Here is a 12872-nt window from a genome sequence, read left to right on the forward strand (position 1 = left end):
ATTTGGTGTCAGTTACATCACGTTTTAAAACGACTGACTTTTTGCCCCAGTTGTTGGACGGTGCCGTTAACACTGCCGGCAATATCCCCGGTATTCTCGATGGTTTTGAGATTCTGTTGACCCAGGGTATTGAGGTTGGTGACATTAGTATTGATATCCGTTACCACCTGGCTTTGCTCTTCGGTGGCAGCAGCTATCTGATAAATGGTTTCGTTGGCATCATTGACCGCTTCGTTTACCTGATCAAAAGCCCTCGCCAGCTGTTCAGAAACGGCTACCACAGAGTCTACTTCACTGGCACCGCGCTCAATTGCATTTACTGCATCATTCACACTGTGCTCCAGGCGACCAAGCATTTCGTTGATATTTTCGGTTGACTGCTGGGTGCGGCTCGCCAGCGTTCTGACCTCATCAGCCACCACAGCAAAGCCTCGCCCCTGCTCACCGGCACGAGCAGCCTCAATGGCAGCATTCAGTGCGAGCAGGTTAGTTTGCTCTGCGATGCCACGAATAACATCCAGCACCGCAATAATGTTCTGCGAGTCTTTGGCCAGGCTGGATATCACGTCGTTAGCATTACGAATGGAAGCAGAGAGGTTCGACACATTATTGACCGAATCGCTGACCACTTGTCTGGAAGACGTACTGATTTCTGAAGCGACTTTGACTTTTCCCATAGCGCCCTGACTGTTACGGGCAGTATCTGCCACCACATGACTCAGTTCGTTAACCGCCGTAGCAATCTGATCGAGATTGTCATTCTGCTGATGCGACGCAGACTTTACGGTATTGGAGGCATCATTTAAATTTGCTGCGGCAGCTTTCAGGTTTTCAGTATCCTGCTGGATCACCACAATCAATTCCTGCAGGTTTTCCATAAAGCGGTTGAAGGTTTTTGCCAGGATTGCCAATTCGTCCTTGCCGCTACTGTTCAGGCGGCTGCGTAAATCGCCATCGCCCTGACTGATATCGCGCATTACATCGATCAGCGTATTCAGACGATCAGTCACTAGCCGTGGGCCATACATAATGGATAAAGCGCTTACGATTAACACAATAACAAGCACCAGCAGCAACATGAACTGATTGTTTTGTGATGATGATTGCATATCGGCAGCAAGTTCATCAGCAGCGTTTTTCATCGCCTCACCAAAGGTATCGTAATGGCTTCTGACCTGCTCAAAATGATTAATTAAACTCGCCGAACGCAGTGCATTAGCACCTTTAATATCGCCAGCCGACACCAGCGACACGACTTCATTAGCATCACTAAACCAGTTGTCAAAATCACTTTTGAATTGAGTGCTACTACCCACATTCGCCACGCCCCCCTGCACAATGCTGCGTGCCTGACTCATGCGGTCGAGGGCTTGTTGAGCGTTATCTCTGAAGTCTGCTATTTCAGCCTCGATGGCCTGACCGCGCATGCCTGCACGTATAATAGCGTCCTGCAAGGCTGTTTGCGCCTGATATAAATCCCGATCGGCATTAAGAGTGAGAGTGACAGCATTCAGATATCGCTTGGCGATTTGCTCAGAGTCGTCACTCAGCTTACTAAGAGACAAAACAGAAATCACCGCTACAACACACAATAACGCTGTTACGACGACGAGAGGGAGAGCAAACTTACTTCTTATGGAGAACTGGCTGAAATCAATCATGGGCCGCCTCAACTTCACAAACGCTATACCTGCTCAAAGCGTGGCATATTATTTTTATTTTGCAAAAAACAACACATCCTTACACCTAAGCACCCAATGTCACATTTGTCACAATGTGCATATTTGACGCGAATTATGAATTTTATTCGCCGATTGTCAACGAAAATTTGTGCAGAACTAAGACATTTTAACCTTTCGTATAAGAATGAAAACGCGGCCATAGGACCTTAAAATTCCTCAATATCCAATAGATAAAAGGGAAAATAGAAATTATCACCGTTTATACTTATTGAAGGTGAATAGGGCAGAAAGAACCCGTTAGACATATACCACAAAGTATACTTTATACCTAATTTTTCTTCTCTTTGTGAGTGAATAACACCGACCCAATATAGGGTTAAATTTTGAAGAAACTCAAATGGTGGATAAACCAGAAAACTAGCTAAGCAGGCCACTGCGTTAGATGTGATACAGGCTACGCAACGTTAGCTTCAAATCAAAGGAAAGTCTGCTAAGCGCGTGAATTGCGCTTGAAACTAAACTGGCCTGAAATTACAGTAGCCGGTAATGAAGCAGTATTGAGCGAAGTATCTCTTTTTCATGATTAAATTTGTTGTTTTGCTGTGGCTGCTTTGCCTGCCCTTTAGTGCCCCCTTCGCCGTAGAGGTTGTAAAACGTTCCGGCTCGGGATTATGTCATGACAAGAACAGTCAATGGTACGAGCTAACCCGCAATTATACGGCATACAGCAATATGCAAAATTGTCTGGCGGCCGGAGGCAAAGCTTATTCCGGATATATCACTGCTCCCAGGGCCACCATTTCGGATGACTATAACAGAGACTTGTTCCCACACTGGCTGGATGAAGATGAAAATTGCCGCGATACCCGCGCCGAAACGCTGATCCGGCAATCAGAAATTCCGGTGGCATTTGCCGATGCCGCGGGATGTCAGGTAACCAGTGGCCGCTGGTACGACCCATATACTAACAATACCTTTACCGATGATGATGACCTCGATATCGACCACATCGTGCCACTCAAATGGGCTTATGAACATGGCGCAAATAAATGGCCTGAGAACGTCAGAGCCGCTTTCGCGAACGATACCCTGAACGTGATTGCTGTGAGCCTTTCAGCTAACCGCTCAAAAGGAGCAAAGGGCCCCACCGAATGGATGCCCGCCAATTATGGCTTTCGTTGCCAGTATCTCAAACGCTTTCAGCAGGTAATACGTAAATACCAGCTAACATTTAAAGCCAAGGAAAACCGGGTAATGAATAAGCAATTATCCACTTGTGCTTTAACCGGGGCGTTGTTGCCTAAATTGAACTTTGCGGCGTTTACCTGATCAGATCGTAATATTTCCTCGTGGCGAATAAGAATGGGTAAGGCGAAAAGTAAGATATCTAATTGGTCTGCGTACAACAATGCGTTGGTCAATCGCGGTTCGATAGTGTTCTGGATAGATGATAAAGCCATTGATGGTTGGCATTGCCAAACGCACCATGGCGGTCGGGGACGAGGGTTTCTTTTTTCTGATATCGCTATTGAAACAGCGCTAACCATAAAAGCGGTATTTAGTTTGCCGTTGCGTGCAACTGAGGGCTTTTTAAATTCTATTTTCAGGTTGATGGATGTGCCTTGCCGTTCACCCGGCTATAGCTGTCTGAGCAAGCGAGCAAAGACGGTAGAGATTAATTATAAAAGACGCTCTCGTGGCCCGATAGCGCATGTTGTGGTGGATGCCACAGGATTGAAAATCTATGGCGAAGGCGAATGGCATGCCCATAAACATGGAAGAGAGAAACGGCGTCGCTGGCGCAAACTGCATGTTGCAGTGGACAGCGACACGCACGAAGTGATTGCCGCCCAGATGAGTTTGGAAAATGTCGGCGATAATCAGGTATTGCCAGTATTGTTGAACCCGCTTCGACGTAGGATAGGCCAGCTCAGTGCTGACGGTGCATACGATACCAGAGCTTGCCATCAGTTGTTGCAAAAGAAGAAAGCAAAAGCCACTATCCCGCCACGAAGAAATGCGGGCTTCTGGCAAGAAGGTCATCCTCGTAACGAAGCGGTAGAAGCACAGAAAGCGGGTACGCTAGCAGAGTGGAAACAGAAAAGTGGTTATCACAAACGCTCGCTGTCAGAAACCGCGATGTATCGATACAAAACCTTAGTCAGCAACCGATTGAGCCTGCGATGTCATGATGCTCAGGTGGCGGAAGTGTTAATCGGAGTTAAGATAATCAACAAGGTGCTTGGGCTTGGTATGCCTGTTCGTCAGGAAACTGATTAATTGGCTGGACCGCCTGACAACAAAGGGATAGAGGCAATTATTTGATCAACAACGCCACAAACATATCTACCTTTGCCCGCTGTCAACCAAAGCTCAAACATTAGGTATAGGTCTTCTCTATCAACAAGAAAGCTATATGAAAAAGCCAGTTAGTATAATTTTTCCTTTTGCCGAGAGTTATGATAAAGAAACGTCAGTTGGCATATCAAAAATATGTATATACGAATTTGAGTTTGATCTTGTTCCCTGAGGAAAGCAGTTATAAATTTATATTAGTAACTGTTAATGTTGATTAACGTCACTTATTTCTCACATAAAAATAAATTATTCGCCATTTCAGACTATTACTACTTCGGTTAGAATTAACACTAAATCATAAAGGCCTCTCCCAAGGCCTTTAGTACAAGATTTCTATTCAACTGAATTGCTTTTATCCATAAATTCTTTGTACGGCTTGCTCTCGATCGTACCGACGTTAGAGTTCCGTATATCCTTTTTACCTCCGGTCCAATCTCCATTGGAGTTGTAATCGCGAATGTATATTTTTTTCGATTGAGTACCGCTTATGTTAATACGAGAACCAACAGCAACCTCGGTTCTCACTATTCCGTTAGGCTTTCTTGTCTGAGTAATCACTTTGTTTGTAGGCATGCCATTTAGACCCGATTTCGCATAAGCTTCAGTGGCCTTAACGTCCTTTGGCGTATTTGATCCTTTGATGAACTTTTTAATTTCCTTTGCCTGTTTGTCGGGTAAAGGCTTAGCATTTAGATTGAATTGTTTACTCGTACTAGGTAATTGAACTCCGCTGTTTTTAGCTCCTGCAATATTGACAGATGGTGATGTAGTTAATACTTCACTCTTCTTCGTACTCGATGGTAGTGATTCAGGCTTGGGGCCTGGAGCAGGTTTTGGTGGAATTGGTGGTTTAGGGATTGGAGCAGGCTTTGGAGTAATCGGAGGAGGAGTTCCTACACCGGAACCTCCGTTACCTTTAAGTGTAGCAGCGTTTAAGTAACCTGAAAAAACAAGAGCTACAGCTACTGAAATAGTGCGAATCAAATTTCTGTTTGCTTTCATTTGCTTATCCTCTGTATTTAAGTAACTACAATGCTTCATAGCTATGAAATAACACTGGTATCAGTGCAACACTAGTCAGCTTCGAATTTAATTGATATCCGACGCCTACTATTGCTTGGAAGCGCCCACGCTCGCCCATTTCTTTTAAAATGGCGTCCGTGGAACTACTAGGGTGAACTGTAAACAATGTTCTCAATGCTTCTTCAGAACCTTCCAATAACGCAGCTCTAGCTATGCGGTTAACAAGTTTTCTGTTCGAAAATAAAGAAACGTTTCCTATTAGTTTTTCAACTGAATTTCTTCCGATAAAACTTACACCGCCAAGAATCTCTCCAACGTAAGAAGACTGCGGACAAAATTGACGAAGCGCTCCATAAAGTTGTTTACGTTCAAACTGACAACTTTCTTGATTGTCATATCGTTCCAGCTTCAGGCTATTAACAATACAAGAGCCGCTATTTTGTAAATAGAAAAGATATTCGTTAAGACCCGATACCAGCAGCGATTGAACCGGAAACCGACAGCTACCAGTAGAGTCTTGAAACACCGATTGATAAATGTTCTCGTCAAAAAATAGAAAGACATTTGTAGAATAATACTGTCCATCACGAAGAAAAGTGATCTCTATAGGGGTCAAAATACCCTTTTGATTCGCAGCATCCAGAATACTAACTAGTAGTTCTTGGCCGTAAATCATTTTATCGTTAAACTGGGTTATTATATCGCCTACTTCAAGAGAAGTTGTCCCTCCTAACAAACTTGAATATGTTTTAATTTCAGATACTTCAATACCAAGGTTGAACATACCATTAGTATCATTAAGCCTTACGCCGATATCAGTAGCTAAAATTTTTGTTAGCCGTTTACGTTGTAGTTCTATCGCTTTTAATCTTCTGACAAGTGAATGATGAAGGTTTAGCGACCATAGAGATAGATTTTCAAACGAAGCGTTCTTACAATCGATATCATCACTTGCATCACAAATAGCGAAATCTGCTACCATATAATTTGCATGATTTCGATCAAAAGTCAGTGGCGAAGAAAACGTAACCGTTACGTCACCTGGATCGCAGGAGGCATCAATAATAGTATAGAAGTAATCTCGATGTTCATTCGAACATATACTTATACCCGTTTCAGAGTCGCCCCCCCATTCTGCTGGACCACCTTGCCAAAATGAGCGATAAAAGTGTTTTGATTGAAGATATAGGTAAATAGGGTCAGTCTTGACTGGCTCAGAATATATATGAATTGCATCTTGAAAGGAATTTTCAGGTATTTGCTTATTCAATGAAACGCATTCACCCGAAGCAACTCGTGCACTGCTAATGTTGCTTTCATTTACAGTGAAAGATAAGACATACATTTGCACTTCATAAACAGAGAAGTTGCAACCATTTATTACAAATTGTTCGGCCTTTACATCCTTGCACATGAAAATCGCCACACATGCAAGAATGCAGGCTAATTTTAGTTTAACCTGCATATTCTTTCTCTCATGAAATTTGGTTTTCGAAGATGCTTTGTGCAACTGCGCCGATTCCAACCGTGCCTATTGCTAGCTGCGCGGTTGCTTGTGCAGCTGTCGAAGCAAGCAGAAAATCTGATATTACTACCGCTACCAAAGCTGGAATAAATGCAATTAGTAAGGCCCCGAAAAATTTAAATGCCTTGATTGCTACCACAAAAAGCCCTTCTAAAATTTTCAAAGCTCCCCAGCCCACGACGCCTGTAAACAGTAAAAAAGGAATAATTTCCGCCATAATTCAGCCCTCTTAAGGTTAGATATTAACATTATGAAGCTGCCGCTAGACTTCGCGACTTATCTAGATAATTAGCAAAAGGGAGAGGCTCGTAAATCAATAAAACAAAAAACGTGACAAGAAATAGTGTTTTGTTGAAAAAGTAAACGACTTTTCTTAGAGTAGTAACAAGAACTTATTACAATGTAAATTGGTAGCGTTTCGTAAAGGATTGTGAGACATGTCCCCCAAGTCAAATACAAAGATCCCAGCATCAGAGTTCAATCGAAATTTTTTCGCACTTTGCCTATCAAAAAATACCAAATATTACAAAGTATTCACTACCTTGAAGAAAGAGCAAAAATCTAAGATAGTTGATGCAGTTTATCGTAGGCGCAATGAGATATGTGGTATGGAATACGAGCCCATGTTACACATTGCGAATATATTGAAGATAAAACCAAATTACATTTCGCAACTTAAAGTAAAAAAGCTTGGAGAGCCAATACGGCTAATTTTTGGAATATCAAGACAAACGTTAGCAAAGAATGCAGTCACGTATAAACCTTGTTTGCAATCAACACTCATTGAGCTTGTTATATGTCTATGGACATTTCGCGAAGTAATGCTTGAAGTTCCGGAAGGGGAATGCTTAAAGCAGTTATCTATACTAACTTTAGAAGATTTAAATCCAAAGTGTGAAAAAATGTATGCTCTATTCCCTCGCCAAAAACAAATTAACCCCAATAAAATCATAGATTTAGAGTCGCATCTATTCAACTTGGCTCAATTTAAATTAGGCTTTAAGAATGACGAGATAGATGAAATCGATTCTATTTCCAATCATAGGTTTGAATGTATAAAAGCAATTGATGATGTAGTTAATTCAAACATGGGACCAGGGCGAGGATTCTTTATGGAAAAAGAAAAAACAAAGAAGTTGCTTTCTAAATATGAGGGAGTCTACGCAATATACTATCCTAGTTTAAATTTAGACGGGAAGATCCGCGGATACTTTAGAGCCGCTATGCGGATATCACATACTCTGCAGATGCCTTTTATGAAATCTGCAGTAATGCGCACAAAGATTAATGTTAAAAACATCAAGGATAAAGATGGTCCTCGCTTTCAGTTTAGAGGGCATTTCTTGGGTATTGGAAACAAGAGTCACTTTGATGTCACCTTATATTTAGAACGATATACAATTGCCGCTGAGCAATATGCACTAAATAAATCAATAATATCGGGAAAAACTTCAGACCGCATAGATTCTGGATTAGACCCAGATGTAATGCATCTAATTTGTAGGAAAAGCCTAGGAGATGATGACATATTCGAAGGCATTTTATCGTCACTTTCTCAAGGAGCTAACAATACTGCAGTGAGGCCATACGCAGTAAAAGCATTAGTTTATAAACAAAGTTTATCAGAAACTGAGTCCATTCAATTCATGCGAGAACGTGGTTTAAATTACTATTTAAGCCTTAATGAAATGTACGATAATTTACAAAAAAGCAAATCTCCAGAGGCAAAAAAAGTCTTCGATTTTTTTAGAGAATTAGGAGACACGCGCTGTTCTCTAGTAAATAATATTTAAAAAAATAGAGACGTTAATGCATGTTAACGTTACTAATCGATATGTACTTTTTAGAGTCAAAATACAAACAACACAACTGCTCAACATTTGACCAAAATGATTTTTAACGGTTACCTACAAGTGGATGGTTATCAAGGCTACGAGCAAACGCAAGCCACACTCGTCGGGTGCTGGGCACATGCCCGCCGTAAGTTTATGGAAGCGAAGAAAGGCGCGGGTAAAAAAGGCAGTGGCAAAGCGGATTGGGCACTCAATCACATCCAAAAACTCTACCGCATCGAAACCCAGTTAAAAGATAAAACGGTGGAAGAACGCTACCTCACCCGACAAGAAAAGAGCCTGCCGTTACTCAATCAGCTCCATACATGGCTAGCGAAATCGGTTCAACAGGTGCTGCCGAAAACCAAATTAGGTGAAGCGATACAATACTGCTTAAACCAATGGGAAAAGCTTGCACGCTACACACTCGATGGATTACTGAATATAGATAATAATCGCGCTGAGCGCGCGATTAAACCGTTCGTCATCGGCAGAAAAAACTGGCTGTTTAGCCAAACCGCCACGGGCGCAAATGCCAGTGCGGTGCTTTATAGCATCATTGAAACCGCAAAAGCCAACGACCTCAATGTGTTCGAGTATGTAATGACATGCCTTGATGAAGTCAGCAAGCCCGACGCCGATATCGAGCAACTGCTACCATGGCAGTTTGATAAGCGCTAGGTGGTATTGCCGGACGGATACTCAGGAAACGTCGACATACACGCTAACGGCGTTCGCAATATCTGACTGAGGGAAAACATGAATACCACTGAGTTACGATTGGCAAGGCTTGCCGAAGCACGGCAACATTGATAGTGTGATTACGTCAAAATCGCTTGGTAATTATACCGTCAGTATCCCTTGGCAATCACACTAAATAATTGATCCTAACTCTGCTTCACCTTAGCCAATCCATGCTGGTTGCCTGGGAATGGCGATGCGGTCTCCATAAATCGCCGTACTTTTTGCAACAACTGCCACATTTCTGTGCATTTATGATTGCGAGTTACGGTTTCATGCAACGCATGCCACAGCTTTTCAATTTTATTGACCCAAGGGCTGTAGACTGGCTGGAACAGCAAGGTAAATTTGGGATTCTGCTTTAGCCATGCCTGCGTCTTTTTGCTTTTATGAATAATGTAATTGTCTACAATCAGCGTGATGGTTTTTGCCTTCCGGTACGTTTTTCTTAAATGCTCCATTAGCCGGATAAATATCTCTGAGCATTTTGAGTGTCGACCCACGTAAAGCACTTTCCCTGTGCCGGTATTTAACGCTCCGGCCAGATAGTATTTTTCATTCTGTCCCGGCGTTGGCACTAACCGCTGCTTTCCTCTGAATCCCCAATCCGCACCTATTTTGGGATTCAGATGGATATCCACCTCATCCTCGTAAAATACCGGATGCTCTGCAGAACATTTATCTAGCGCCGCTTTAATCGCTGCCAGTTTCTCTTCTTTGTGCGGGTCTCTTATCCGCAAAGTAGGCGCCGCTCTACGCCAAACAATACCGAGTTCTGGCATCCACCGTCGTAAAGTCGAGCTGTGTACACGGATCCCGGTATTCTCATGAATTACCTTCGCCAGTAATTCCGAACTCCATCGGCTACGCTGATAACCTAGGTCTTGTGGTGGGGTCCATAGAATCAGCAAGAAGAGTAACTGCACTATAATGTCACCCGGCAAATAAGCCGGTTTGCCATGCTCTGCATCTTTTAAACCGTCTATGCCTGATTCTTCATACCACTTGCACCAGCGACTGACCGATGAACGTGCTGCACTCAACAATAGTGCAACACGCTTACGGGATTGGCCCTTGTGAACCAATAGCACAGCATTTGCCCGACGACTAAAGCGTTTATCCTTACTGCGTTGAACGATTTTCTCTAAACGGCGTCGCTCAGCCCGGTCAATCAATGATATTCTGTTCATGCTCAGTGTGGTTCTCGGTAATTTCTTTTTGGCGATTGATCTGATCGCAGAAATCACACTGAGTTCCCCCTATGGGGTGATCTACACTTAGGAACAGTTATTTAGTACATGTTAGTTTTTCCACTGCATCTATCTAATTTTCATGAACTTACCAATCATTTAATGGATTAACACTTATGAGCATGGAATGTTTTAAATTGAATATTACTTCTTATGTAACACGTCATTTCAGAAATCTTGAAACTATGACGCCTTGGCATTTTTGTTGGCGTACAAGTGTTGAGTCGGTAGTAATTAGTTTGGTTATAGTCTATCTTTGGGATCTTACTTTGGGCACTGCTGATTCCCTCGAAGTTGATAAGTTTTTAGATTGGCCTTTAACAAAATTACTTTTGGTAGTAGGTTTAATAGTCCCAATATACGAGTCTCTTATTTTTCAGGTTTTGTTGATAAGCGTCGTAAGATGGTTGAAAGGTAATATTTATGTTCAACTGACTATCTCAATACTTGCGTTTGTGGCAATGCATGTACCTGAAGATGGAGCAATTGCGCTATCAGTGGCTGTTTCTGGTTTTTACCTTGGTTTTGCTTTTACTAGTTGGTATCCAAGGCACAAGTTGATAGCAGTCATCATGCCGATAGCTGTTCACTCCTTTCATAATTATTTAGTCACTGTATTACTTATAATTAGCGGTGAATACTCAATATGAGGGGTAGCATCTAACTCATTCCACCTGCCAAAGCGAAAGGCGATATATCTATATCGCCTTAAAAAAAATCAGTATTATTCTTGTAATGTAAAGCATTCCGTTGGGCAGAGAGCGATCACATCCCCTCCTTCCGTATACTCGACGGTACATGATTGGCACTGTATACATTGAGAAGGTGTAATAATTATTACACCCCCTTCAGCTCCCATTCCCACTGCACCATCTGCTGGAGCTTCATCCTCTTCATTTAATATCCATGCTAAAAATGCAGCACCTGCAATATATATATCATTGATAATTCCTTTCTTTTTCTTCTTTTTTGCAGCTTGCGCACCCGCGGATATAAACAATTGCGACTGCAGTGCTAGTGCTGATAGCACAGACCTTTTTATAAACGAGCGTCTAGTGGAATTATACACGCTTGGCGTATTTGATGTTAAATCAACCACCGGGATTAACGCTTGATTTTCTTTGGCGAGTTTCATCTTTAGATTTCCTTTTCTCTTTGCCTTCTAATAGGCACTCGTAGGTTGAACATTAAGGATTAACCGTGACCAATCCATAATTTAAGCATCCGTTTTTCCTGTCCCTGTCAGGGTGTATCTGTTTGGCATATCTTGACTGGTAATTCACTGCCCAATTTCAGGCTTGTTTTTATTCAGAATCCGTGTCGTGTATTACTCGACCCATTAATGGATAGAGCCAGCTCTGCTTACTTGTCGAGACCATGAATTTCGATGTATCGACGTCCATCATTCGTTGAATACTAAATTCAATAGGCTTCTCCACTGGTTATGCCAACAAACTGACACATAGCCGTTACCAATACCATCACGAATTCATAGGGTTTAACGATAGGCTCATGATGGCAGAAATAACACCGTCTACCGATATCGATAATATTAAATTCGTTTAGGAGTTTCGTTATTTTGTTTAGCTCGTTATACTTATTTCTTATGTTCTTAAATTTAAGCATTAATTTCTTAAGAGCCTACCTAGGAATAGGAACTAACTGCCGCTTCATTTATTCTCATACCTACGTCGCTAAGGTATGACATTAGTTCAATATTCTTTTTTAAATAGGCATGATCTATTAAGCTCAAACCAGATAAATCTGTTGCTCCATGTAGATTAAACCCATATTTTACAAAAACCGAAACAACGGCACTACTTTTGTGTGCCAGAAAGCGGACAAAGGTTTCACTATCGGGATATGCTCCAAGCTCAAGCAGTTTTTCAAACTCAGAAGCACCAGCCTCTCGGTCCAGAGTCAAAATAGCAAATGTAGGAGTATAGAATGGTCTATTTGGACAGAGTGATTCGTTAATATTCAAATCGCGATTTTCAATCTTAGAAGTAATTACTTGAAAAAGAGATTGACCGCTATCCTTTGCTTCCAACATTAACATAACAATCGCATTTTCCTTTGCTATGGCTCGAAATTTCGCTTCTTGCTTTTTCGAATTAAATTTTCCCTTTTTATTTTTCATTTATGAGTTCCTTTTCTACAAATCAATTGAATTCCATTATTTCAAGTATTACACAGTATGAGTGTGCATTTTTTATGCTACATGGTTCCATAAGAATCAACAAGTAGAACTTTGCTAAGCAAGTCTCAACCGAATCGATCTGACTTTATTCAAAAGGTTTTAGCTTAAATTCTTCTTGCTTTTCATAAGCAAATGGAGACACTTTTCACAAAGTCAAATACAATCAAAAGTTTCGAAAAATTATTTAAACACAATGGTAATGTTAATGCCCCGAATTCAGATAATAAGTGCACCACTCATGGTTAATGGGTGACAGACGAT

The 12872-nt window shown here is 41.7% G+C and carries 11 protein-coding genes and 1 pseudogene; 5 read left to right on the forward strand and 7 right to left on the reverse strand.

Annotation, left to right across the window (positions count from 1 at the left end; translation table 11 throughout):
* Nucleotides 1-17: 17 nt before the first annotated feature.
* On the reverse strand, nucleotides 18-1661 hold the full coding sequence (locus tag AC2T0J_RS03375) for a methyl-accepting chemotaxis protein (RefSeq protein WP_489808773.1): 1644 nt from the start codon (nucleotides 1659-1661) through the stop codon (nucleotides 18-20).
* Nucleotides 1662-2261: 600 nt separating this feature from the next.
* On the opposite strand from AC2T0J_RS03375, the gene AC2T0J_RS03380 reads away from it, so the two are divergent.
* Both AC2T0J_RS03380 and AC2T0J_RS03385 read left to right on the forward strand, forming a co-directional pair.
* Nucleotides 2262-3011: an HNH endonuclease family protein gene (locus tag AC2T0J_RS03380; RefSeq protein WP_489808774.1), complete on the forward strand. Its 750-nt coding sequence runs from the start codon at nucleotides 2262-2264 to the stop codon at nucleotides 3009-3011.
* A 33-nt stretch (nucleotides 3012-3044) separates the two neighbouring features.
* Nucleotides 3045-3962: an IS5 family transposase gene (locus AC2T0J_RS03385; RefSeq protein ID WP_489808775.1), complete on the forward strand. Its 918-nt coding sequence runs from the start codon at nucleotides 3045-3047 to the stop codon at nucleotides 3960-3962.
* A 411-nt stretch (nucleotides 3963-4373) separates the two neighbouring features.
* On the opposite strand, the gene AC2T0J_RS03390 is transcribed toward AC2T0J_RS03385, so the two are convergent.
* Genes AC2T0J_RS03390 through AC2T0J_RS03400 form a run of 3 tightly spaced genes read right to left on the reverse strand, consistent with a single transcriptional unit; the run spans nucleotide 4374 to nucleotide 6805 of the window.
* Entirely contained in the window at nucleotides 4374-5042 is a 669-nt protein-coding gene (locus AC2T0J_RS03390) for a hypothetical protein (protein WP_489808776.1), read from the reverse strand.
* Between the two features lie 25 nt (nucleotides 5043-5067).
* Nucleotides 5068-6528, reverse strand: coding sequence for a hypothetical protein (locus AC2T0J_RS03395; RefSeq protein ID WP_489808777.1), 1461 nt, complete (start codon nucleotides 6526-6528; stop codon nucleotides 5068-5070).
* Nucleotides 6529-6538: 10 nt separating this feature from the next.
* Nucleotides 6539-6805 (reverse strand): hypothetical protein, encoded by a 267-nt coding sequence (locus tag AC2T0J_RS03400; protein ID WP_489808778.1) that lies wholly within the window; start codon nucleotides 6803-6805, stop codon nucleotides 6539-6541.
* A 220-nt stretch (nucleotides 6806-7025) separates the two neighbouring features.
* Between AC2T0J_RS03400 and AC2T0J_RS03405 the strand changes: the two genes are divergently transcribed.
* Nucleotides 7026-8381, forward strand: a complete 1356-nt coding sequence (locus AC2T0J_RS03405) for a hypothetical protein (protein ID WP_489808779.1) — start codon at nucleotides 7026-7028, stop codon at nucleotides 8379-8381.
* A 102-nt stretch (nucleotides 8382-8483) separates the two neighbouring features.
* Nucleotides 8484-9101, forward strand: a pseudogene (tnpC, locus tag AC2T0J_RS03410) (IS66 family transposase); the annotation flags it as partial.
* A 206-nt stretch (nucleotides 9102-9307) separates the two neighbouring features.
* On the opposite strand, the gene AC2T0J_RS03415 reads toward tnpC, so the two are convergent.
* Nucleotides 9308-10351, reverse strand: a complete 1044-nt coding sequence (locus AC2T0J_RS03415) for an IS630 family transposase (RefSeq protein WP_489808780.1) — start codon at nucleotides 10349-10351, stop codon at nucleotides 9308-9310.
* Nucleotides 10352-10527: 176 nt separating this feature from the next.
* Here AC2T0J_RS03415 and AC2T0J_RS03420 point away from each other — a divergent pair, with 176 nt between their 5' ends.
* Nucleotides 10528-11061: a CPBP family glutamic-type intramembrane protease gene (locus AC2T0J_RS03420; protein ID WP_489808781.1), complete on the forward strand. Its 534-nt coding sequence runs from the start codon at nucleotides 10528-10530 to the stop codon at nucleotides 11059-11061.
* 74 nt (nucleotides 11062-11135) lie between these two features.
* Here the strand turns inward: AC2T0J_RS03420 and AC2T0J_RS03425 are convergent, their stop codons facing one another.
* Both AC2T0J_RS03425 and AC2T0J_RS03430 read right to left on the reverse strand, forming a co-directional pair.
* Nucleotides 11136-11546, reverse strand: a complete 411-nt coding sequence (locus AC2T0J_RS03425) for a hypothetical protein (protein ID WP_489808782.1) — start codon at nucleotides 11544-11546, stop codon at nucleotides 11136-11138.
* Nucleotides 11547-12056: 510 nt separating this feature from the next.
* A complete protein-coding gene (locus tag AC2T0J_RS03430) occupies nucleotides 12057-12551 on the reverse strand; it encodes a hypothetical protein (RefSeq protein ID WP_489808783.1) in 495 nt (164 codons plus the stop codon).
* Nucleotides 12552-12872 lie beyond the last annotated feature (321 nt).

It is taken from the genome of Alteromonas sp. ISO5 (genome assembly GCF_058105165.1).